This is a genomic window from Exiguobacterium sp. s48 (genome assembly GCF_018617395.1).
In the GTDB taxonomy this organism is placed as follows: domain Bacteria; phylum Bacillota; class Bacilli; order Exiguobacteriales; family Exiguobacteriaceae; genus Exiguobacterium.
Genome location: NZ_JACSKC010000001.1, coordinates 983973 through 1007024, shown reverse-complemented (window position 1 = coordinate 1007024; position 23052 = coordinate 983973). Strand labels below are relative to the sequence as shown.

The window sequence follows — 23052 nt, the reverse complement described above, 5'->3', positions numbered from 1 at the left end:
CTCCATTTTTTATGAGTTATAGCCAATGAATAGCGTGAAAAAGAAACTGACGGCTGAGATCAATAGGAGAAGAAACGACAAGGACATGCCCATTGTGACGAGTCCTTTGGAGAGTCGTGGTTTGGATTTGTACAGTGCGAACGAAAACATGAGACTGAATAGGCCGAGTGTCGCGAATAGTGTAAGCGGGATTTCTCGGTCTTGGAGTAACTGAAGTAAATGCAACGTTGAATCATCCTTTCTAATCAAGCGCCTTCTGAAATCGTCGTTGATGGATACGGTACGTCAATCTGCTGATCACGACGAACAGGAGCATGAACAACCAGTATATGAAGATATAGTTTAATGAAAATGCAGAGACCCCATCATGTCTGACCGAAGAAATCCAAAGCAAAAGGAGTGAGGCAGGGAAATGAATCAATAGTACGAGATAGGGCATGAACTTCATGAAGGATAAGGCGTTTGTCGACGGATTGCGCATGAGACACATGGCAATCAAACCAATCAGCACTTCGAGCCCACCAAGCGTGAAGAAAGCGAGTGAATTAGAAAGACTAGTCTCTAGAATGGGTGAGGCAAGCGTTGCAAGACCGAAACTCCCGATCATGATTAAAGCAAGCAAGATGTAGTCACCTCCAGAGAAGAGTTGATTCCATATGTTTATTGTAAAATAATGGATATTGAAATTCAATACCTCAGAAAAACACGCCATTCATAAAAATGACGTGTCAGCCAATTTTTTAGATTGATTGTTCAATCATCCCTTCGATGTCGCGACGGACTTCAGCAACTGATAAACGTGCGACGTCATATCGCACACGATGCGTCGATTCGTCAGAGCCCGTCAAGTCTGCGAAAAGGCTACCGAGGTCGTGGACACTGCGGTCGACTTGAATGAGAAGTTCAATCGAACCCTCTTCTTGTAAGATGACGACTTCTACCTCGTCCAATTGGCGACCGAATCGTGAACCGTTCGCTGAATATTCAAGTTCTTGTGCAATCGGGAGACGTCCTGAACGATGTCGTGCCGGGAGCATCTCCGTGTCGGCTTTCTTCAAACGGAAGCCGAGCTCGTCCATCGCATCTAATATGACTTGTTGGGCTACGTTCGGTTGCACGGTGATCGCATCCTCATCTTTCGGGTCGACGGCTTGGGCGATATCAAGGCCCGTTTCAATCCATGATTTCGATTGACTCACAGAGAGTGGTGTATTAAATGGAACGTTGACTGTGAACGGGATCTCTTTCACTTCTCCGGGACCGATCATAAACGGTGCCTCATTCAATAAAATTTTTTCGATCGTGAACGTCGAGTATGTCGATTTATCGTTCACCTCATGTTTATACAACGTGTTGAAGAAAAGGTAGATGCTGTCGACGGACTGTTCGACCGAACCTCCCTCCACATGAACGACCCCATGTAGTTCACCGCCGGGCGTGCAGTGACTTTCATTTAAGCGTGTGTCGACTTTTGCGGCACCGATTCCGATTGATGATAAAATCTTTTTAAACATATGTGTATCCTCCTTTGACGTAACGTCGTCTTCGTGTAATAGTATGTACGGACAGGTGAAACGATATGTTTCAAAATTTATAAAAAAGGATTGAATCCATTGGAATATAAAGCGTTACAAGAACGTCTCGAAGACGTCATCCAATCAAATCATCTCGTGTCGGCGACCATCAGTCAACCCCGCCAAAAATCTAGCGATCTCCGACGGGTCAAATTGAAACCGGTTATGTTACGAAATGCGTATCATATCCAGTTCGAGTATCAATACGAACGAGTGATGAGCCATAAAAACCTGACACCAGACGAGGCAGTCGCGGAATTGAATGAGCTTCTCGAAACGTTCCGTCAAGGACAGTTTCAATTAAAAGAATCCGACCTTCAGTTCCAATTATCGAAAAAATTCAAAGTGACATTGAAAGAAAAGCAGACGGCTCAAAAAGAAGTCCAACTGAGTCATAATCGGGAAAAACAATACGTGCTCCCGCTCGACGAACCAGTTCCATTTCTAATCCGGCTCGGCATTCAGTCAGCGGACGGGAAAGTGAAGCGTCAAAAGTATGACAAGTTCAAACAAATTAACCGCTTCCTTGAATTCATTGAAGATTCACTTAAACATTTACCGACGGACCGCACTGTACGCATTCTCGATTTCGGTTCAGGTAAATCGTATTTGACGTTCGCGCTCTATCATTTCCTTCATGAGATGAAAGGGTATGACGTCCATATCACAGGGCTCGATTTGAAAAAAGAAGTCATCGAAGAGTGTGCATCGATCGCAAAAGATCTTGGATATGAGCGACTCGAGTTTTTAGTCGGGGACATCAATGAGTATGAAGGAGAAACGGCTGTTGACATGGTCGTGACCCTTCATGCATGTGACGTGGCGACCGATATGGCATTGGCCCGTGCCGTTCGCTGGGGAGCGAAAGTCATCTTGAGTGTACCGTGCTGTCAAAAGGAATTGAATCGTCAAATTCACGCGCCTAATTTGGATGTGATGCTCCAACATGGATTGATCAAAGAGCGTTTCGCTTCCCTGGCGACAGATTCGATTCGGGCTGAACTACTCGGTCTCGTCGGGTATGATGCCCAATTACTTGAATTTATCGATCTCGAGCATACGCCGAAGAACATCATGATTCGTGCCTATTTGACGAACCGTGTGGCGACTGCAGTGACAAAGGCGCGTTACCTCGCCTTCAAACAGATGTTAGGGGCAGACCCGTTCTTAGAACGCGAATTGAGCGATAGACTTGTCCTCGAGGTAGAACAAGACGTAAAATAAGAGAGTACAGACGAAATGTCGAAAGGGGAAACAACATGGATTTTCAATTATATTTTCAAGATGTAGTCGAACAAGCGCGTAACGAAGTCCGCGCTGCAGGATACACAGAGCTCACGACACCAGAAGAGGTGGACAGTGCGCTTAAAAAAGAAGGGAAGACACTCGTTCTCGTCAATTCGGTATGTGGGTGCGCAGGCGGGATTGCACGTCCAGCTGCTGCATACGTAAATAAGATGGAAGGCGTCAAGCCTGACCAATTCGTAACGGTATTTGCCGGTCAAGACCGTGAAGCGACAGACCGCGCACGTGAATATTTTGAAGGATATGCACCGTCTTCACCGTCGATTGCCCTCCTCGAGGATGGTAACATCGTGACGATGGTAGAACGTAGTGAAATCGAGTCGTCAACTGCGGAAGAACTTGTCGACCAGTTAAAAACACTGTTCGACATCTACTTCGCATAATTACGGATCAGCGCAAAGGCATTGCCTTTGCGCTTTTGTGAAAAGGGGCAGAGTATATGGAACCAGTCATCAAAATCATGACGGAGGCAGAATATATGATTGCCCTGTCACGCGGTGAAATCAATGAACCGTCGCTTCAATCGGAAGGGACGATTAAATGTTGTACACCGCAACAGATTGGAAAAGTCGTTAAAGAATCGTATCCAGGGAAGTCGGTTGTCCTTGTCTCGCTGCACGTCAACCGCCTTGGACAACTGTTACATTATGAGTTAGATGAGGACGGAGAACGCTATCCTCACGTGTATAGTGCCATCCCGATGTCTTCCGTCAAACAGGTTCAACCGTATGGATCTCGCGACAATGGAACGGTCACATATTTCGCCTTCGAGCGAATGTGACCTTCTTTTTTTGTATAATTTGCATGAATATACTTTACAAGTAATAATTATGTGTATATAGTGGTTGAAGACACAAGTCGGACAACTGATGTGTCATAGAACAGTTGAGCTACGTTCACACATATGTCATAATTTTGTTAAAGTTCTGATAATTATCATTCAACTACGAAAGGGAGATGAAGATGAAAAAAGGTTTTCTAGCATTATGTTTAGCAGGACTAGCCGCGTTCTCAGTCGCATGTGGGGCAGACGTGAACGAAGGAGGATCGACATCGACCGATGGTGAGGATGACAAAGTCATCGTCATGGGGACGAGTGCCGATTACTTCCCGTATGAATTCGTCGATACAGCGAATGGGGACGAAATCGTCGGATTCGATATCGACATCGCCAAAAAAGTGGCAGAGAACATGGGATATGAATTGAAAATTGAAGACATGGACTTCGGTAGCTTGCTTGGAGCTCTCAATGCAGGTCGTGTCGACTTCGTTATGGCGGGGATGACACCGACAGAAGAGCGAAAAGAGAATGCTGATTTCTCGGATATCTATTTCACAGCGGTAAACTTGATTTTATCGAAAGATGATTCGCTTCAATCACTTGATGATTTGAAAGGCAAAAAGATTGGCGTCCAGCTCGGTTCGATTCAAGAAGGAATCGCACAGGACCAAATCACAGATGCTGAAATCGTTTCGTTGAACAAGATTCCTGAGATCATTCAAGAAATCAAGACAGGACGTATCGATGCGATGGTCATCGAAGATACGGTCGCGAAGAAATATCTTGAGCAAGACAGTGAATTGACAACATTCGAAATCGTAGACGAAGAAGAAGCAGGTTCTGCTGCTGCCTTCCGTAAAGACGATGAACTACGCGATCAATTCAACGAAGAGTTGAAGAAGATGATCGACAGTGGAGAAATCGAAGAGTTAGCACAAAAATGGTTTGAAGAAGAGGCTGAACCAGCCGAATAATGAATCGTACGAGGCTGACTGAAGATGAATCGGTCAGCCTTTTTTTAGGAGGAACTTACTATGGACTTTAGCCGGATTTATGATTCAATCCCTTACATACTCGAGGGGATTCCAGTCATGTTCCAAGTGGTGATCGTCTCGGCATTGATCGGGATCTCACTTGGGATTGTTGTCGCTACATTGAAAATCGTCCCGAATCGTCTGATTAACTTCATCGGACATGCTTATACGGCCGTGTTCCGTGGGACGCCGCTCATCTTGCAACTCGCCATCATCCACTTCGGATTGCCGCAACTGACTGGATACATCACGACACCATACCAGTCAGCCGTCATTGCCTTCTCTCTTAACTCGGGGGCGTATATTTCGGAAATTATTCGCGCAGGTATTCAAGCGGTTGATAAAGGACAGTGGGAGGCCTCTGATGCTCTCGGTGTCCCATACGTCAAACAATTACGTTCCATCATCTTGCCACAGGCGTTCAAGAACATCTTACCTGCTCTTGTGAACGAGATGATCACGTTGACGAAAGAGTCTGCCCTCGTCTCGACGGTCGGGGTGCTCGATATCATGCGTCGCGCGCAAATCGTCGGTGGGCAGAAGGCGATCTACTTCGAACCGCTTCTCTTCGCCGGTGTGATATACTTTACGATAGTGATGATCTTGACGTATCTTGGACAACGTCTAGAAAAACGGTTAAGAAAGAGTGATGGAAGATGATCGAAGTAAAAGACCTACACAAACAATTTGGTGACTTAGAAGTATTGAAGGGAATCACGACGACAATCGAACGTGGTGAAGTGGTAGCTGTCATCGGACCGTCTGGATCTGGTAAATCGACATTCCTACGCTGTTTAAATATGCTTGAAATCCCGACAAGTGGAACGGTCAGTGTCGACGGGTTCGAACTCACGAAAAAAGGGGCGAACGTCGCAAAAGCACGTCAAAATATCGGAATGGTGTTCCAACAGTTCAATTTGTTCCCGCACATGAGTGTATTGGACAATTTGACGTACGCACCAATCAACGTGTTGAAAGTTAGTAAAACGGAAGCACTTGAGCGTGCAAAAAAATTACTCGAACGTGTCGGTCTTTCTGAAAAAATCGATGCCTATCCGAGCCAACTCTCTGGTGGACAAAAACAACGTGTCGCGATCGCGCGTGCCTTGGCGATGGAGCCGAACGTCATGTTATTTGATGAACCGACGTCAGCACTTGACCCGGAGATGGTCAATGAAGTACTTGACGTCATGAAAGGGTTAGCAGAGACAGGAATGACGATGGTCGTCGTCACACACGAAATGGGCTTTGCCCGTGAAGTGGCTGACCGTGTCCTCTTCCTCGATGAAGGAATCCTGATGGAAGAAGGCAAACCGGCTGACCTATTGTTAAATCCACAAACAGACCGGGCGAAACGTTTCTTAGAGAAAGTGTTGTAATCTGATTTCATAGAGGAAGGATGAATGCACATGAAGATCACGTATTACGGACATGCGACAGTTGGACTAGAGATTGATGGGGTACACGTCTTGATCGACCCGTTTTTAACGAGTAATCCCCATACAGACGTAGATCCGTCTACACTACGTCCGGACTATTTGTTACTCACACATGCTCATTTCGATCATATTGAAGATGTCGAATTGATCGCGAAGGCATCTGGCGCAACCATCGTGGCGACACATGAGCTCGCGACGTATTACGAGAAAAAAGGCTACTCTGTCCATGGGATGAATATCGGGGGAGGCCATGCCTTTCCATTCGGGCGTGTCACGATGACGCAAGCATTTCACAGTTCAAGCTTTGACATGGGAGACACTCCTGTCTACATGGGCATGCCGGCTGGATTCATGATCGAGACGAATGCGTTGACACTCTATCACGCGGGAGACACGAGTCTCTTCTCCGATATGAAAATGTATGGAGAACGTTTTGAAATCGATGTCGCCTTCCTTCCAATCGGAGATAACTTCACGATGGGACCGACAGATGCATTGGATGCGGCGCAGTGGCTACAAGCGAAACGTGTCGTCCCGATTCACTTTGATACGTTCCCGCCGATTAAACAAGATGCTCAGGCATTTTGTGACCAATTGCACCGTCGTGGCCTATTGATTGAACCGAATACGACAATCGAGATTTAAGTGTGGACGTGATACAAGCGACGAGAAAGTTCGTCGAAACGGTTCATGCAAATGATGAGACAGGTCACGATTTTGCGCATATCGAGCGAGTCGTTCGACTCGTGGAGCGCTTGATGGAACATGAACCAGTCAATCGTTCGGGACTTCTATTAGCCGCTTATTTACATGACGTGGAAGACCATAAGCTCGGCCGACAAAAAGGGCTCGTCAAACAACATTTGGCTACTCTCGATATCACAGAAGCGCAAATACATTTCGTGGAAGCATTGATTGATGAGGTTTCTTTTTCAAAAGGAATGACGCCGACGACCCGGGAAAGTGAAATCTTGCAAGATGCCGACCGTCTTGATGCGATCGGGGCGATCGGCATTGCGCGAACGTTCCAGTTTGCGGGTTCTCGCGGTACACCGCTCGATTTGTCAGCGGAAAGTGCGATTCAACATTTTCATGATAAATTGTTGAAGCTGTCGTCTAGTATGCATACCGCTAAAGCACAACAATTGGCGATGTCCCGTCATGCGTTCATGGAGCGGTTTTTAGAACAGTTTCACGAAGAGTGGGATGGAATCGATCAATAAAAGGACGACCGAGATAAATGTCTCGGTCGTCCTTTTGATTAGAATGGATGTTTGTTGAGCCAATGTCCACCGTCTAATGAGATGCAATCCCCGTTCAAATAACGCATCTCGTCGGATGCCATCCAGTATGCCAAGTCCGCGATTTCTTCAGGTGTCCCAAAACGTCCAAGTGGTACGTTACGGCGAATGCGCTCCACTTCCTTCACGTGGGATACGAGCTTTTCAGCACCTCCAGTCCGCTCAATCGGTCCAGGACTGATTGCATTGACGCGAGCTCCGAACTGATAGCCCCATTCAACGGCAAGTGTTCGTGTCAAATTCAGGACGCCAGCTTTCGCTGCTGCACTCGGCGCGACCCCTGGACCGGCTTGCCATGCGTATGATGCCACCATATTGATGATGGAGCCTCCGCGAATCTCGTCTGCTTCCCAATGTTTTCCGAGCACATGGGTACAGTTGAATGTTCCGTTCAAGACGATGTCGATGACGCTAGCCCATCCGTTCGGAGACAACTCGAGTGTCGGACAGACGAAATTACCGGCGGCGTTATTGACGAGTGCGTGGACCGGCCCATATGCGGATACGATGTCTGCGAGTGCTTGAGCGCATCCTTCATAATCACGAACGTCATGTTGAACGCTCATTGCCTGACCTGAGCTGATCGCATTCAATTCGTTCATCGCTTCTTGCAGCCGTTCCTCGTTTCGACCGCTAATGGCGACGTTCCATCCTTCCTGTTTAAATTTTAACGCCATCGCTTTCCCCATACCGGACGATCCCCCGGTAATCCAAATCGTTTTCATCCTAATTCCCCCTCAAAAATGAATGGTCGTTCATTTATAGTATTCGTCTTGTGATGTGAAAATCCTTCAATAAGATAGTGATTCATATTGAATCATTCCCTTGACTTGAAACGTATACATATGATGTAACAATTGATACTTAGAACCATGCCGTGAATCTAGAAAGGGAGACGATGTAAGATGAAGCGCATTGCTAGATGGACCGTATTCGTTATCGTCATTGTCGGAATACTTGCACTCATCAATCGGTCTGATTCATTAAAAGTGACTGAACCGGTCGAAAATACGATGTTCGTCCAAACAGAAACAAAAAATAACTCGGAATTAACAGTGGAAGACTTGAGAGAAATCCTCTTGAGATTTAAACAGGAGGTAGCTCCAAACATACAAGGTGAATTAGAACAAACATTGGCGGAGCGGATGTATGTAGCGTCGATTCAATTTGACAAATCTATCGATGTAGATCAACTCATATCGCGTGCAATCAATCAGGCTAAATTTGAACGGGCTTGGGTATCCTATGCAAAAGATACGTATGGCGTTGTCGTGACCGATGAAGAAGTGGATGAATGGATTGAAAAGGGACCAGATGCGACTGTGTTGCCGTCACAAAAACGCCTTGCAGAGGCGAAAGAAATCAGTGTGTACGAGCTCAATCATAACCTGTATCGTGATCAATATATCAAATGGGTCCTATGGGAAGAGTTGATTCCACTCATCACGGAACGATATGAAGAGACGACTGATCAGGTGCTCGACAACAATCGTCTCATTGAACTGTACGAGGGTGAAGTGAGGAGCACTCTATGAACTCCGGACATCAAATAGCCCGCCTCATATGAGCCGGGCTACTAGTTATTGGATGGTATTCAAGTACTTCAAACCGAGTTCTCGGTCGATCGTGTACATCGTACCGGCGACCTTCTCGCCCCAATACGGGTCTGACGCATAAAAGATGTTAATTCCTTTTTGTTTGTTACCAGGGTAATCTCCGCGTGCGTATGGACCTTTTACATATTTGGTCGCAAACAGCTCTGCAGCCGCCTTGACGCTCGCTTCGACGGTATCAAACGATGTGGCATTTCCGCTTGGATCGTCGTCTGTTGCATGGAAGCCGAATAGGTTCCGTTTTTCCCGAGCGATGTCGGACGTTCCAAATTGAGACTCATGACCGGCCACCGCGAGTAAGAACAATGCATTGATTCCGTAAGTCTCTTCTGCACGTTTGAAGGCAGCTCCCTCTCCAGAGAGAGGGGAGTCGATGCTCTTTAAATATTGATCAAACGCTTTGGCGGAATACGGAGATGTAGACCGTATGGAAGCGAACTGATACGGAGAATCGAATACGTCTTCGACACGTTCCGTATAATAACGGTCTTTGGAACGCTTCTCTGTCGGTCCGACGAGAAACGTGCCAGCGAGATTCGCGTTCGCCTCGACCGAGTGATAGACATCCCCATCTCGAATTTCATAATAGCCACGTCTTTTTACGACAGCTTCTGGGAACAATGCCATCTGATCGGGTTTGACATAGACGTCCGCTCCTGAAATACGTACTTTTAAATGGTTTTCACCTCGTTCGAGTAACTGGAGTCGAGTCCCACCGGCAACATATGATTGACGTTTTTGGAATGATGCATCTTTATATAAGTGAGTGATGGCATCACTTGGAGTGACGACGACTCCCGTACCGGTAAAGTCGAGGACCTCTCCGGATGGGGAAAAGAGCGTTCGGTTGTTTCCCGCTGCCATGTATCGTTTTGCCTCAGCTAGGCTTTCAAACGAACGGGTGACACGGTCACCGTTTGTCACCGTTTCGACGGTATAAGTATCTTCACGGGAAGATTGAATCCATAAAAAGGCTGCGATGGCGAGACTGAGTGTCGCAATCATCGACCAACCCTTAAGTCTTTTCTTTCGTTTCAATCGAATCACTTCCAAACTTTTGAATTGCCAAACGAGTTGATTTAGTCAACAATTTGATGGAGAAGGGGGAAATCCATATGAAAATTGGAACGCGGACGTTAAAGACCGCGGTCGCAGCAGGTATCGCGATGCTCATTTCCGAGACGATTCATCTTGATTATTTTGTATTCGCAGCCATCATTGCCATTTTGAGCATTCAAGAGACCCGAAAGAAATCGATTCGGGCATCATATGAGCGGGTCATAGCGAGTCTTCTCGCCATCGGGATGGGCGCGGCGATGTTCACATTACTTGGCTATTCGCCAGTGACGCTCACACTCTATTTTGTCATCTTCATTCCGCTCGTACAACAATTGAAACTGCAAGATGGGCTCATCACAAGTGTCGTCATCTTGACTCACCTTTATACGGAGGGACAATTTTCGCTTGAACTATTCGTCAATGAGCTGTTATTGATCGCGATAGGTGTAGGAGTCGGACTTGTCGTCAACATGTATATGCCGACGCTTGATCGTGAGATTGATCGGATCAAGGATAGCATTGACCGTTCGCTCGCTGTGCTCTTCTACGATGTGGCAGCATGTGTCGAGACCGGTGTCTATAACAACCATTCGATGATGCTCATCAAGACGCGAGACTATTTGAAAGAAGGCAAAGATTTAGCCCTTCGTCGTATGGGCAACTCAATCGGGAAGCGTAACGAAGATATGGACTATTTATACTTCAGGATGCGCGAGCGTCAATACGATATTCTCAAACGGGTTGCTGACAATGCTAGAGAGATCACAATGGTTGTGAATGAGGCGAAACCGGTCGCGACATTCTTACGACGTGTTGGGGACCATGTGAACGAACAAGCGGATGCCTCTGTTTTTTTGCAGGAGCTTGAAGAGATGATTGAACATTATCGAAAAAACGTACCTCTCCCCACGACACGTGAGGAATTTGAGGTACGCTCATCCTTGTTGAATATTCTGTCAGATGTAAAAAGTTACTTGATCTTAAAAGAGCGATACATTTTGCTCTTAAAAGAACATGGTCATACTCGAGAGAAACGTGCTGATCAAAAAGATTGAGACGATGACGACGACGCCGATTTGAATGATGCGTTGTCGTCTTTTCTGTTTTTTCTTCATGGTTTGCCTCCATATACGTGTTTGCCATCATTGTACAGAATGGAAAAGATTCGTGCAATCCAGGGGAGTTTGTTATAATAGTCGAGAAATGTTTGGATGGAGGGATGTTGTTTATGGTAAACGAGACACGCGTGCTCGACACATTTTTAGGATTGGTCGGCATTGATTCAGAAACGAAGGAAGAAGCGGTCATCTGTGAACACTTGAAAGGGGTATTCACTGAGCTTGGTTGCGACGTCTACGAGGACGATGCATCTACGAAGACGGCACACTCTGGTAACAACTTAATCATCACGTTGCCTGCAACAAAAGAAAATGTCGATCCGATTTACTTTACTTCACACATGGATACGGTAACCCCAGGTAAAGGAATCAAGACGAGTATCAAGGACGGATACGTTGTTACAGACGGAACGACGATTCTCGGAGCGGATGATAAGACAGGACTCACGGCGATGATCGAACTCGTGCGTGTGTTGAAAGAAAAACAAATTCCACACGGTCAAATCCAGTTCGTCATCACGGTCGGGGAAGAATCGGGTCTCGTCGGTGCGAAGGTATTGGACTTATCGAAAATCGATGCGAAGTTCGGTTTTGCCCTTGATTCGGATGGGCCGGTTGGAGACATCATCGTCGCAGCACCGACTCAAGCGAAAGTAAACGCCAAAATTTACGGGAAGACGGCCCATGCGGGTGTCGCACCGGAAAAAGGAATCTCGGCGATTCAAATCGCAGCGAAAGCGATCGCGAAGATGCCACTCGGTCGTATCGATGAAGAAACGACTGCGAACATCGGACGCTTCGAAGGGGGCCGCGCGACAAACATCGTGTGTGACTATGTCGAAGTTCTTGCTGAGGCCCGCTCGCTCATCCATGAGAAGATGGAGAAGCAGGCGGAAACGATGAAACAAGCATATATCGAAGTGGCGGAGTCATTTGGTGGTCGTGCCGAAGTCGAGATCGACATCATGTATCCTGGATTCAAGTTTGAAGAAGGGGATGAAGTTGTTGAAGTGGCGAAACGCGCAGCTCAGACAATCGGACGCCCAACTCGAATTCTTCATTCTGGAGGCGGATCAGACGCCAACGTCATCGCCGGCGGTGGAATCCCGACCGTCAACTTGGCAGTCGGTTATGAAGAGATTCATACGACGAACGAACGGATGCCACTTGAAGAGTTGTATAAACTTGTCGAGTATGTCGTCACAATCGTCGAAGAAGTCGCATCCACAGAGAAATAAAAAAGAGCCGACCATTCGTCGGCTCTTCGTATGTGTTCGTACTCGTTATGCTGCGAACTCCAGTGACTCTAAAATCAATTCGTCTGTACAATGAAGTTCCATCGCTATGTCTTGAATTCGGATAGAGGTGCCCTGTTCCTGTTGGTGCAAGCGATTCATCAAAGCTGCGCGTTCTCGAATCGTCTCATAGATTGATTCGGGTTGTTCCGCTTTGGTCATCACAAATCACATCCTTTTCAGCGATTACGTCAAGTATAGCATGAAACGACTTGAAGAAAGGACTAAAATATTTATGAAGTTACAGTTTTTAGGAACCGGGTCGGGAATGCCTTCGAAACAGCGAAATGTCTCAGGACTCGCTCTTGAGCTTCCGAAGGTTACTTGGTTGATCGACTGTGGTGAAGGCACACAACATCAAATGCTTTATACAAAGCTCAAGCCGAGAAAAGTGTCGGCGGTATGGGTGACACACCTTCACGGTGACCACGTGTTTGGCCTTCCTGGATTCTTATCGACCCGCTCTGCCCTAGATGGGACTGCCCCATTGACCGTGTACGGACCGAAAGGATTGAAGAAATGGTTAGAGTCCACATTACGTGTCACAGGATCGCATCTTGGATATGAATTGACCGTCATCGAGTACTCGGATGGCGACACATTTGAACAAGACGACCATCTCGTTACTGTGCGAAAATTAGAGCACCGGTTCCCGTCATATGGATTTCGAATCAAGGGTCCAGAAAAAGCGGGGATGCTACGTGTCGATAAAGTAAAAGAACTTGGCATTCCGAGTGGACCGATTTATAAAACAATAAAAGAAGAAGAACAATTTGAATATGAAGGAAAATGGTACAGCTCTAAAGAATACGTCACTGAACCGACTCCGGGCAAAGTAGTTGCGATCCTTGGAGATACGACCCCATGTGAGAATGCGCGCTATTTAGCAGAAAATGCGGATCTTCTCGTTCATGAGGCGACATTCATGGAAAGTGAACAACCGCTCGCTCGAAAATATGGTCACTCGACGACACGTGAAGCGACTACGCTAGCGAAGACATCTGCAGTCGGTCAATTGATTGTCACGCATATTTCTGCTCGTTATGTCGGACGAGAGGAAGAATTTGAACAAGAGGTCGTTTCGGATTTTCCATCGAGTCTTGTGGCGAACGACTTTCTAGAATATACAGTGGGGGATTGATGTGACCATTCAACTCTATGTATGGGCCGCGTTTTTAGCAATCAGCGTTCTGTTAGGGATTCGATTGAATCAATTAAAAGAGCCGGAAGCCAACTTCTTTCCAAAGTTCTTATTCTATTCGTTACTCGGAATTGTGTCATTTCCCATTGGCGGGTTCCACATTCCGATTGGCTTTCTGTTGTCTTTTTTATTCTTTCCGAAACAGAATAGTCGGTATAAATGGTATGGGGCGCTGTTAGGATTCTTTTTCTTTCTCGTCTTACTTTTCGTCCCATTGTTTGACCAGTCGGGATTCCGGGCTGAATCCCAGCAGATCGGTGCAGTTTCCGTCACAGACGAATCGTTTGATGACATGACAGAAAAACTGTTACAACGCATCAATAGCGATTCAATCAAACTAGATCGAGGAAAACTGCAAATTGATCGGGATGGAAACGTTCAAACCATCGAATATTTACTCATGGTTGAGCGAGCCGAATCGTTTCAACAGATTCGCGTGACGTATGCGGATGGACAATTATCCTACGAACAGGTCGATGAACTTCGAAAGGAGTCCGGTCGTGCATTCTTTGAAAAACTAGTAGAGTTTGACCATATGCTCTCTACTTTACAAGATTCCTCATGGGAAGAATACACGGACGTCGTGTCTGCACCCATCTTACAACTTTCGTACGATGGGTTGTATGATATGTACACGTTTGAGAATGAATCGATGCTTATGATCAACCGAGATCACGAGCTCGTCAAGTTTTGGCTACAGCGTGAACCGGTTCTCGCCAACAGTATCCAACTCGTCGGTCTGACACAAGAAGGACGAAGTTCGGGGGAACGGTTTGCGATCCTATATAACTATTCGATACATCAACGAGAGGATTTGACAGAATGATCAAACCGTATTTGAGTATTTCTCTACTAGCAACCGGCCTCCTTGTCGGATGTGGCGGAGAAAAAGCACAACAAGAGGCATGCGATGTTAGCCCGACCATTTCTGTATACAATGCCGCGACGGAGGAAACCCTCTATCAAGAAAAGAGTGTCTGTCTTGAAGAGGACGCGACCGTGCTCGATGCATTGAAAGCGACGGGGCTAGACCTCGAAGTGACAGGAAACGGTGACATGTCTTACGTGACGGCCATCGAAGGCATCGAAGAAAAATCAGAAGGACAATCGTCAGGATGGGTATTTGCTTTTAACGGCGCACCGGGAGATGAAGGTGCCGGTGCCAAAGAAGTAGAATCGACGGATGTCATTCAATGGCGGTTCGAAGAAGATGCAGTGGCTTTCTTCGAATGAGGCAGATTGGGAGCGTAGACATCCTGTCACGCTCCTTTTCTATCTCCTCAGTCATCTGTACGTATTGATGAATGTCGGCAATGTTACCTTTTTTGTGATTGGAATCCTGATCCTACTTATTGTTGAACGCCGTTTCCCTTGGCCGATGCTCTCTATACTCATTGCGTTTGGTCTGATTTCAATCATGCCCATCCTGATTGGTTGGGAAATTTCTTATGCATACATATGGCGTCAGCTATTGAAATTGGCCGCCTTTTTACTCGGAATGTTATGGATCGCGCGCATCGTTCGTCTCGAACGGTTGCTCCCGCTCGTATCGAACTTTCCACGATCGTCTTCACTCTTATACGGTGCATGGGCACTCATCCCGTCAATGGAGCAGGCGGTACGCCAAGCGGTCAGGAGTCATCCAAAAGCATCTTGGCAAGAGGGTGTACAAATCGGGATTGAAAGCCAGCAAACTGAGCCGAAGTTTGCCGTAGAACCGATACGGCGCTTTCGCCTGGAAGATTTGTGGCAAATCGTCCTCATTGGAGTCATGGGTTGGGCCACACTCCATCTGTTCGTTGGCTTTTGGCTGATCTATCCATATCTCACGAAAGGAGGGATGCGTGATGCAATGGTTATCTACCGTTGACGGCTCGTTTGAGCTGTATGTCAAACGTCACAGTCCACTTGTAATCGAGATGACACAATCGTTCTCTGGGAAAGTCGGACACTTACTTTCGAGCGTCGATCCTTTTCGAGGCGCGGAACTCGCCACCCTTTTACAAATCGATGCGCTTTATCCGAAGCGGTTCGATGCCTGTTCGAGCGGCGAACAACAGATTGTTCGAGTCGCCTATGCGCTGTTAAATCGACCAGACTCCATCGTCCTGATTGAACCGTTTCGCCATCTTGATCAATTTCGAAGAGAGCACTTGGAGATGTTGCTCCGTCGAATAGCTGGAATCGGGGTGCGAATCGGTTATACCGAGCGAGCGAAAGAACCTTCGGGCGAAGTGACATTCACATTCATCGAATCAAAGACGACTCCTTCCATCGATGCAACCGACGTATCCTATCGACATCCTCTGCAAGCGACGTATGCGATTGACCACGTGACGGTTCAGATGAAAGAACCCGGCCTCACGGTTTGCGTTGGGACGAACGGGAGTGGAAAGTCAACCTTACTCGAACTATTCGCCAAAAGTAGGCGTCCGCTTCAGGGGCGAGTGAAGAGAGGGGAGCGGGCAGTCTATCTTCCGGCTAACCCTGATGTTGGCCCGTTCCCACAAGAAGAGAAGCGACGGGTCGCCCAACTTCAATCCGTCCTCCACAATCCGTCAAGTGTCCTTCTACTCGACGAACCGACTGTAGATTTGACGAGAGGTGAGCGGGATGCATTCCTTGAAGCGCTTCAACAAAAGGCAAAGTCGGCCCGTGTCGTCTGTGCTACACATGACATGGAACTCATACAGGTTGCGACGGATGTGATTTATCTAGCGAGCGGTCAAGTCGTCTTTCACGGAGAACGTTCACTCTTTCAAGAACGGAGTACGCTATGGTCACATACGTCTTAGCTTTCTCGACTGCCATGTTCGTCTTGTACCGGTTTGAAAAATCGACTGCACCCATCCAACCGTTCGTTCAATTGTTAGCACTTGCCGTCATGGGGCGGTGGCTCTTCATGACGATTCCGAATGTTCAACCGACGACGGCCATCTTAATGTTGACGGCTTTACTAGTCAGCTTGAACGGGGCAGCCGTTCTCGCCCTCTTTGTGCCGATTTTATCAGGACTGTTGCTCGGAATAGGTCCTTTCGTTTTCTATCAGTTTTTAGGGTGGCTACTCGTCGTAGTACTCGTACGTCTTTTTCGGCCGATTTTATTAAAATCGACGGTCCTCTTGTCACTTTTCGGACTGATATCGGGCTTTTTATATGGATGGATGACAAACTTGGCGTTCATTGAGGTGATTGGTACGGATGTCGTGAAGTTATTTTTACTCAGCTTCCCATTTGACCTTGCCCACGGTATCTCAAATGTCTTCTTTTTAATCATGATTCGTCCCTTGTTCGAGCGCATATTCCTTCGTCAACTCGGGTAAATATACAATAGTCAAATCATATTGAGTGAGGTGAACGACGGATGGGTGCATATATCAATCTCACAGAAGTCGGTATGTTTCTACTCGTAGGATTATTGTTTATCGTGCTAAACCTGATTCTATTGGCAAAACGTTACACGAGAGCCCGTTTCGCGATGCTGAGCATCCTCGCGGCGAGCGTATGGCCAGCACTCATGATCGTTCTTTCAGTAGAACAACTGAGTATCATGGACCAACTCACGTCGGGAGGGTTGACGCTCGGTGCCGTGATCGCGTGGGGAGCCGTAATCGCTACAGCACTCATGACGATGATTCCGGCAGGTGTATTTTTATATCGGCTTGTGAACGTATCTCGCTTACATTCTGAACCATAAAAGGAGCGACCCTGAGGGCGCTCCTTTTTCATGTGGTTGATTCAGCACTCGTACCGTCTGAGGGTTTTTGAACGCGCCGAAGCACTTCAAGACTGAGCGCTCGAGGCATCAATTTGGCGACCCCTACCATCAATTGATTGGAAAGACCAGGGATAATCACGCGTTTATTGTTCATGACCCCTTTATAACCGAAGAAGGCGACAAGATGAGATGGCATTTTTGAGAAAGATAATTCGCTACCCGCACGGTTGAAGAAGTTCGTATCGGTCGGTCCTGGGCACAATACGCTAACATGTACACCACTCCCTTTCACTTCGGCATGCAACGCCTCCGTAAGAGACAGTACATACGCCTTTGTCGCATAATAGACGGCCATAAATGGACCGGGTTGGAATGCGGCGACGGAGGCGACGTTTAAGACATAACCATGGTCACGCTCAAGCATGTCAGGCAAATAGGCCTTCGTCAGCTCGGTCAACGTATTGACGTTCAATCGCACTTCGTCCGCCTCCGTCTCGGCGTCGAGGTCGGCAAACGCGCCGGACGTACCGAATCCGGCATTATTGATTAAAAAGTCAACCGTCAGTCCTGCTTCAGCAATCAACTTCGTCAATCGGGTTGCGGCATCGTGTTTGGCTAAATCGATAGCGAAGACATGGACGTTGATGCGGTATCTGGTCTCGAGCACTTTTTTCAGCTCGTAAAGTCGCGGTTCGTTCCGAGATACTAAAATACAGTCATACCCATCACGAGCAGCGAGTACCGCTAAGTCTAAACCGATTCCCATCGAGGCACCGGTGATTAAAGCTGTCTTTGACAACATGATCCACTCCTTTAATGAAAAGTCATACATTGTTACTGAATTCTTCACGAGTTGTTAAAATCCTGCTCCGTTCGCACATTGAATCCTATGCTAAAGTATAGCAAGAAAATGTGATTAGACTCACAAAGTAGGGAGAAGAACAGACATGATGATTCAGCTCGTCACTACGGCGCAAAGCGTCGATCAGGCAGAAGCGTTAATCAAAGCCGGTGCAGACCGCCTGTATATCGGGAATTCTAGGTTCGGTTTGCGACAAAAAGGAGATTGGACGATTGATGCTGTGAGGGAAGTCACACAACTTGCCCATCGACATGGAAAAGATGTGACTGTGGCCGTCAACAACCTGATGCACAATGACCACATCGAAGAATTATCCGGATATGTACAGACATTAAAAGCGATTGGCGTCGACGACGTGACCGCCGGGGATCCAGGTGCCATTCGTTTGATCCGGCAAGCGAAGATTCCGTATTGGTATGATGCCCAGACACTTGTCACGTCTGCTAAACAGATTCAGTTTTGGGGGAAGCGGGAAGCAATCGGGGCAGTTGTCGCACGTGAAGTGACGCTCGAGGAACTTGCTCTCATCCAACAACAAATAGGGCTGCCTGTCGAAGTACAAGTGTACGGACCGACATGTATCCATCATTCGAAACGACCACTCGTAACGAACTACTTCAATGAACTCGGTCGTCCTTCTGAAGAGGCGAAACAGCGAGAGTTTTATATGAGTGAACCGGCTGATGCATCGAGCCGGTACCCGATTTATGAAGACGAGAACGGGACGCATATTTTCTCTGAAGATTTGACGCTCATGGGCCAGCTGCCGACGTTAGTCAAACACGGACTTCATACGTGGAAACTCGATGGATGGCATGCCGGCGACCAGTTTGTCGAAATCGTTAAATTGTTTACGTTCGCCCGTGCGAACCTATTGAACGGTCGATTTGACCGTGTTGAGATGGAAGCCCGTCTCAACGACCTGCAACCAGAAGGATTCCGTCTCGGAACGGGACTATTGTTACGCAAGCCAGAAGAGATTAAGTGAGGGATCAAGATGAAACGACGTCCAGAATTATTAGCGCCAGCAGGGAATTTAGAAAAATTGAAGATGGCGATTCATTACGGGGCCGATGCGGTCTATATCGGTGGTCAGCAGTTTGGTTTGCGTTCACGTGCCGGTAACTTTAGCTTTGACGAAATGCGAGAAGGTGTGGCGTTCGCCCATGGTCGCGGTGCGAAAGTATATGTCGCTGCCAACATGGTGACGCATGAAGGAGATATCGAAGGAGCGGGTGACTTTTTCCGAACGCTTCGAGACATCGGGATTGATGCGGTCATCGTCTCGGATCCAGCGATGATTGAGACATGTCTATCTGAAGCGGAAGGATTGCCGGTCCACCTATCGACGCAGGCTTCTGCCACGAATTATGAGACGCTTCGTTTTTGGAAAGAAGAGGGACTCGAACGAGTTGTGTTGGCTCGGGAAGTTTCGATGGATGAAATCGTCAAAATGAAACAGGAAGTCGACGTCGAGATTGAGACGTTCGTCCATGGGGCGATGTGTATCTCCTATTCAGGAAGATGTACGCTCTCGAACCATATGACATTGCGGGATGCCAACCGTGGAGGATGTGCCCAGTCATGCCGTTGGAAATATGGATTTTTTGAAGAAGGTGAATTGTTGACGAAAGACATGGAGGCACGAGATGAAGAGCCGTTCTCGATGAGTTCCGTTGATTTGTCGATGGTCCGTCATATTCCTGACTTTGTGGAGGCTGGAGTCGACAGTTTGAAAGTTGAAGGGAGAATGAAATCGATTCATTACGTCGCGACGGTATGTAACGTCTATCGTCAAGTGATTGACGCATACTGTGAAGATCCTGAGAACTTTGTGTTCGATCCGGCTTGGGAAGAAGAGATTTGGAAGGCGGCCCAACGTGAACTCGCAAGTGGATTCTATTATGGAATTCCGACCGAAAAAGAGCAATTGTTCGGGAAACCGCGTTCGATTCCGCAATTTGCGTTTGCCGCTCGTGTCATCGCATACGACCCTGTGACGGGTATGGCAACGCTCGAGCAACGTAATCACTTCTCAATCGGGGAAGAAGTAGAATTTTTCGGACCCGGATTTGTTCGTTTTTCACAAGTCATCGAGACAATTGAGGATGTCGACGGTCAGCCGATTGAATCCGCCAACCAAGCGATGATGACGATTCGAGTAAAAGTAGATCAACCGGTCGCAACTGATTACATTATGCGCAAGCGAAAAGGTGTTCCGGCACGTACTCTCATTTGACACATCGACCGAGCCAACATAGTCGCCCGATCCGTTCAATCCTGCTACCCTAAGAGATAGAGACGGAGGGATGGAAGAATGAACCAAAATACGGAGCAATTGCGGACTGAGCCCATCGGCAGACTCCTCTTCAAGTTATCGCTACCCGCGATGATTGGGATGCTCGTGACGGCGCTCTACAATATTATTGATACGATTTTTGTCGCCCGTGGTATTGGTGCGTCAGCTGTCGCTGCCATCGGGATCGCGTTCCCGATTCAAATGATATTAATGGCTGTGTCTAGCGCAGTCGGACTAGGCGGGGCGTCGATCAGCTCGAGAAAGCTCGGACGAGGAGATGATGCCGGCGCGGCTGTTACGTTTTTAAATGTACTCGTACTCGTCGGTCTGTTTGCAGCTCTTGCAGTCAGTTCTGCCTTCTTTATGCTAGATGAGATTTTGAAGGTTTTTGGTGCCACGTCGGAGATTATGGAGCTCAGTCGACAATACTTATCGGTTGTGTTGATCAGTTCACCATTCTTCATGTTCACGCTTGCTTCGAGCGCGATGGTTCGTGCTGAAGGTCAGGCACCCTATCAAATGAAGGTCATGCTGACGACCGTCCTCGTCAATCTCGTGACAACCCCACTCTTCATTTTCACATTTGATTGGGGGATGTACGGGGCTGCTACGTCGACGGCACTTGCCCAAGTCATCGGTTCGATATTGATGCTTCGTTTCTTCTTCGCCCGAAAACCAAAAACGGAACTGCGCTTCAAATGGCGACAGTTCCGGATTCGATTTGATGAAATCAAAGAGATTATGGCAATCGGTTCATCATCGTTCATCATGATGGTGTCTCAATCGATTTTATTCGTCGGCGTCAACGTGATGCTTGGGACATACGGAGGAACGGAAGAGTTAGCCATTTTCGCTATTATCAATAAGTTCATGGCGCTCGTCGGCATGCCAATCATGGGCATCGTCCAAGGGATGCAACCGATTGTCGGATATAACTATGGGGCAGAACGGTTCGACCGTATGCGTGAGACTATCTGGACAGCGATGCGTGCCGGAATCGCGATTGCTGTGGTCATCTGGCTCGTGTTGCAACTATTCCCGCACACGCTTATGGGATGGTTCTCGACGGATGAGGCACTTATTGCCGGGGGAGTGACGGCGATTCACATCCTGTTCGCGGTCTCCTTCTTACCGAGCGTGCAGATGCTCGTCAACGGAATCTATCAGTCGCTCGGAAAGGCGCGAGTCGCCATGTTCCTATCGCTTTCCCGTCAGACGCTCTATACGATTCCGCTCGTCTTTATCCTACCATCGTTTCTTGGGGTGTTCGGCGTCTGGCTCGCATTCCCGATTGCGGATGCGATGACGTTTTTGACGGCGATCGCTTTGGCGTTTTGGGACCGTAAGCTGTTGTTCCGTCCCTCAGAGGAGGACACGGAAGAACATCAGGTTGATCCGAAAGCGACAAACTTATAATCAAACGTCCGCTCGTGTCGAGCGGGCGTCTTCTTTTAGGAACAAGTAAATCCCGCCGAGAAGGACAATGGCCCCGACCCATTGGAACGGTCCAAGTCGCTCTCCGAAAAAGGCGTAACCGAATAGCATTCCCCACAGCGCTTCACCGAGAATCGTGATGCTGACGACGGTCGCACTGACCCGAGCGAGCGCAAAATTGAACAGATTGTGCCCGAGAATCGTCGGGAAGAAGGCGAGGGCGAGGAAATACCACCAGTTGATTGATTCGAAAGCAGTGAATGTAGTGCCGCGGACGAGTAACATGAAACAGAGAACGATTGTCGCGACAAAATAGACACTAAACGAATAGGTGTTTGTATTCATCGATGTTCGAACGTGTTGTCCGACGAGCCAATACCCGGCGATGAGGAGAGCGGCGACCAAGGCGAGTACATCACCGAATAACGCTTCTCGTCCAAGCTGAATATCTCCGGCTGCGACAAGCATCCCACCGATGACGGCGATGAGCGCGAAGGCTAATCCTTTACGGGTAGGACTCTTCTTAAAGATCACTGCATTCCCAATCAACACAAAAATCGGACTGGATGTGACAAAAAGTGTGGAACTAGCGACCGTTGTATAATCGAGTGATAAAAACCAAAGCCAAAAGTGAAACGCGAGAAGCGTCCCGCTAAGGAGTAAGGCATAGCGCGTCATGAGACGCGTTGTGATGAGTGCTTTGAAGTCGACGAACGGCAACAACATCAGACACGTGAATAGCATGCGGTAAAATGCGGCCGTCTCGGCAGGTGCCGACGTCCATTTGACGAATAGGACGCTCGTTGATAAGAAAAAAACAGCAGCGAACAAGATGAGATAAGACATAGCGACACTCCTTCACAGTTGTACTTCTCTGTTAATCATATCGGAAAACAGTCACGAGGCAAGACAAGATTCAGAAATAGCAAACAAATGCTCCCCTCTCGATGTGTCCATCTTCGACTTGATATAGTAAAATACATAGTAGAAGCTAGCTAATCATGTACGTCTTGCCATTAT

29 protein-coding genes are annotated in these 23052 nt (G+C 47.5%); 21 read left to right on the top strand and 8 right to left on the bottom strand.

What is annotated here, in order from left to right; genetic code table 11:
- Positions 1–9: 9 nt before the first annotated feature.
- From KNO66_RS05210 to KNO66_RS05200, 3 genes are all read right to left on the bottom strand, one after another.
- Positions 10–225: a hypothetical protein gene (locus KNO66_RS05210; protein ID WP_214741065.1), complete on the bottom strand. Its 216-nt coding sequence runs from the start codon at positions 223–225 to the stop codon at positions 10–12.
- A 16-nt stretch (positions 226–241) separates the two neighbouring features.
- Positions 242–622: a hypothetical protein gene (locus KNO66_RS05205; RefSeq protein WP_214741063.1), complete on the bottom strand. Its 381-nt coding sequence runs from the start codon at positions 620–622 to the stop codon at positions 242–244.
- A 118-nt stretch (positions 623–740) separates the two neighbouring features.
- Entirely contained in the window at positions 741–1514 is a 774-nt protein-coding gene (locus KNO66_RS05200) for a sporulation protein (RefSeq protein WP_214741061.1), read from the bottom strand.
- A gap of 99 nt (positions 1515–1613) precedes the next feature.
- Between KNO66_RS05200 and KNO66_RS05195 the strand changes: the two genes are divergently transcribed.
- The 8 genes from KNO66_RS05195 to KNO66_RS05160 all read left to right on the top strand — a co-directional run bounded on the left by KNO66_RS05195 (position 1614) and on the right by KNO66_RS05160 (position 7356).
- Positions 1614–2798: a class I SAM-dependent methyltransferase gene (locus tag KNO66_RS05195; RefSeq protein WP_214742385.1), complete on the top strand. Its 1185-nt coding sequence runs from the start codon at positions 1614–1616 to the stop codon at positions 2796–2798.
- A 35-nt stretch (positions 2799–2833) separates the two neighbouring features.
- A complete protein-coding gene (locus KNO66_RS05190) occupies positions 2834–3262 on the top strand; it encodes a BrxA/BrxB family bacilliredoxin (RefSeq protein WP_214741059.1) in 429 nt (142 codons plus the stop codon).
- Positions 3263–3318: 56 nt separating this feature from the next.
- Positions 3319–3660: a DUF952 domain-containing protein gene (locus KNO66_RS05185; protein WP_214741057.1), complete on the top strand. Its 342-nt coding sequence runs from the start codon at positions 3319–3321 to the stop codon at positions 3658–3660.
- Positions 3661–3842: 182 nt separating this feature from the next.
- Positions 3843–4634, top strand: a complete 792-nt coding sequence (locus tag KNO66_RS05180; protein WP_214741055.1) for a transporter substrate-binding domain-containing protein — start codon at positions 3843–3845, stop codon at positions 4632–4634.
- Positions 4635–4694: 60 nt separating this feature from the next.
- The gene (locus tag KNO66_RS05175) at positions 4695–5354 is read left to right on the top strand and encodes an amino acid ABC transporter permease (protein WP_012726548.1); all 660 of its coding nucleotides are present in this window, start codon (positions 4695–4697) and stop codon (positions 5352–5354) included.
- Positions 5351–6073 carry an amino acid ABC transporter ATP-binding protein gene (locus tag KNO66_RS05170; RefSeq protein ID WP_012726547.1) on the top strand — a complete coding sequence of 241 codons (723 nt, stop codon included), beginning with the start codon at positions 5351–5353 and terminating at the stop codon, positions 6071–6073. Before KNO66_RS05175 ends, KNO66_RS05170 begins: the two co-directional genes overlap by 4 nt.
- Before the next feature lie 30 nt (positions 6074–6103).
- Entirely contained in the window at positions 6104–6778 is a 675-nt protein-coding gene (locus tag KNO66_RS05165) for a metal-dependent hydrolase (RefSeq protein ID WP_214741053.1), read from the top strand.
- 2 nt (positions 6779–6780) lie between these two features.
- A complete protein-coding gene (locus KNO66_RS05160; protein WP_214741051.1) occupies positions 6781–7356 on the top strand; it encodes an HD domain-containing protein in 576 nt (191 codons plus the stop codon).
- A 38-nt stretch (positions 7357–7394) separates the two neighbouring features.
- On the opposite strand, the gene fadH is transcribed toward KNO66_RS05160, so the two are convergent.
- Positions 7395–8159, bottom strand: coding sequence for a 2,4-dienoyl-CoA reductase (gene fadH, locus KNO66_RS05155; protein WP_214741049.1), 765 nt, complete (start codon positions 8157–8159; stop codon positions 7395–7397).
- Positions 8160–8339: 180 nt separating this feature from the next.
- On the opposite strand from fadH, the gene KNO66_RS05150 reads away from it, so the two are divergent.
- Positions 8340–8969 carry a hypothetical protein gene (locus KNO66_RS05150; protein WP_214741047.1) on the top strand — a complete coding sequence of 210 codons (630 nt, stop codon included), beginning with the start codon at positions 8340–8342 and terminating at the stop codon, positions 8967–8969.
- 45 nt (positions 8970–9014) lie between these two features.
- On the opposite strand, the gene KNO66_RS05145 is transcribed toward KNO66_RS05150, so the two are convergent.
- Positions 9015–10094, bottom strand: a complete 1080-nt coding sequence (locus KNO66_RS05145; RefSeq protein ID WP_353048562.1) for an N-acetylglucosaminidase — start codon at positions 10092–10094, stop codon at positions 9015–9017.
- Between the two features lie 68 nt (positions 10095–10162).
- On the opposite strand from KNO66_RS05145, the gene KNO66_RS05140 reads away from it, so the two are divergent.
- Positions 10163–11161 (top strand): aromatic acid exporter family protein, encoded by a 999-nt coding sequence (locus KNO66_RS05140; RefSeq protein WP_214741045.1) that lies wholly within the window; start codon positions 10163–10165, stop codon positions 11159–11161.
- A gap of 173 nt (positions 11162–11334) precedes the next feature.
- Positions 11335–12462, top strand: coding sequence for a M20/M25/M40 family metallo-hydrolase (locus KNO66_RS05135; protein WP_214741043.1), 1128 nt, complete (start codon positions 11335–11337; stop codon positions 12460–12462).
- Positions 12463–12507: 45 nt separating this feature from the next.
- Here the strand turns inward: KNO66_RS05135 and KNO66_RS05130 are convergent, their stop codons facing one another.
- Positions 12508–12681: a hypothetical protein gene (locus KNO66_RS05130; protein ID WP_214741040.1), complete on the bottom strand. Its 174-nt coding sequence runs from the start codon at positions 12679–12681 to the stop codon at positions 12508–12510.
- 73 nt (positions 12682–12754) lie between these two features.
- Between KNO66_RS05130 and rnz the strand changes: the two genes are divergently transcribed.
- Genes rnz through KNO66_RS05095 form a run of 7 tightly spaced genes read left to right on the top strand, consistent with a single transcriptional unit; the run spans position 12755 to position 17416 of the window.
- Positions 12755–13660 (top strand): ribonuclease Z, encoded by a 906-nt coding sequence (rnz, locus tag KNO66_RS05125; RefSeq protein ID WP_214741038.1) that lies wholly within the window; start codon positions 12755–12757, stop codon positions 13658–13660.
- Position 13661: 1 nt separating this feature from the next.
- Positions 13662–14546, top strand: coding sequence for a hypothetical protein (locus KNO66_RS05120; protein ID WP_214741036.1), 885 nt, complete (start codon positions 13662–13664; stop codon positions 14544–14546).
- Entirely contained in the window at positions 14543–14953 is a 411-nt protein-coding gene (locus KNO66_RS05115) for a DUF4430 domain-containing protein (protein ID WP_214741034.1), read from the top strand. Before KNO66_RS05120 ends, KNO66_RS05115 begins: the two co-directional genes overlap by 4 nt.
- Positions 14904–15590, top strand: a complete 687-nt coding sequence (locus KNO66_RS05110; protein WP_251128058.1) for a hypothetical protein — start codon at positions 14904–14906, stop codon at positions 15588–15590. Before KNO66_RS05115 ends, KNO66_RS05110 begins: the two co-directional genes overlap by 50 nt.
- Positions 15568–16515, top strand: a complete 948-nt coding sequence (locus tag KNO66_RS05105) for an ATP-binding cassette domain-containing protein (RefSeq protein WP_214741032.1) — start codon at positions 15568–15570, stop codon at positions 16513–16515. Before KNO66_RS05110 ends, KNO66_RS05105 begins: the two co-directional genes overlap by 23 nt.
- Positions 16497–17042 carry a hypothetical protein gene (locus KNO66_RS05100; RefSeq protein WP_214741030.1) on the top strand — a complete coding sequence of 182 codons (546 nt, stop codon included), beginning with the start codon at positions 16497–16499 and terminating at the stop codon, positions 17040–17042. Before KNO66_RS05105 ends, KNO66_RS05100 begins: the two co-directional genes overlap by 19 nt.
- 41 nt (positions 17043–17083) lie before the next feature.
- On the top strand, positions 17084–17416 hold the full coding sequence (locus KNO66_RS05095) for a hypothetical protein (protein ID WP_214741028.1): 333 nt from the start codon (positions 17084–17086) through the stop codon (positions 17414–17416).
- Between the two features lie 28 nt (positions 17417–17444).
- Here the strand turns inward: KNO66_RS05095 and KNO66_RS05090 are convergent, their stop codons facing one another.
- Positions 17445–18239, bottom strand: a complete 795-nt coding sequence (locus KNO66_RS05090; protein WP_214741026.1) for an SDR family NAD(P)-dependent oxidoreductase — start codon at positions 18237–18239, stop codon at positions 17445–17447.
- A 145-nt stretch (positions 18240–18384) separates the two neighbouring features.
- Between KNO66_RS05090 and KNO66_RS05085 the strand changes: the two genes are divergently transcribed.
- From KNO66_RS05085 to KNO66_RS05075, 3 genes are all read left to right on the top strand, one after another.
- Entirely contained in the window at positions 18385–19287 is a 903-nt protein-coding gene (locus KNO66_RS05085; protein ID WP_214741024.1) for a peptidase U32 family protein, read from the top strand.
- Between the two features lie 9 nt (positions 19288–19296).
- Positions 19297–20538, top strand: coding sequence for a peptidase U32 family protein (locus KNO66_RS05080; RefSeq protein WP_214741022.1), 1242 nt, complete (start codon positions 19297–19299; stop codon positions 20536–20538).
- A gap of 78 nt (positions 20539–20616) precedes the next feature.
- Positions 20617–22014 carry an MATE family efflux transporter gene (locus tag KNO66_RS05075; RefSeq protein WP_214741020.1) on the top strand — a complete coding sequence of 466 codons (1398 nt, stop codon included), beginning with the start codon at positions 20617–20619 and terminating at the stop codon, positions 22012–22014.
- On the opposite strand, the gene KNO66_RS05070 is transcribed toward KNO66_RS05075, so the two are convergent.
- The gene (locus KNO66_RS05070; protein ID WP_214741018.1) at positions 22015–22878 is read right to left on the bottom strand and encodes a DMT family transporter; all 864 of its coding nucleotides are present in this window, start codon (positions 22876–22878) and stop codon (positions 22015–22017) included.
- Positions 22879–23052: the final 174 nt, after the last annotated feature.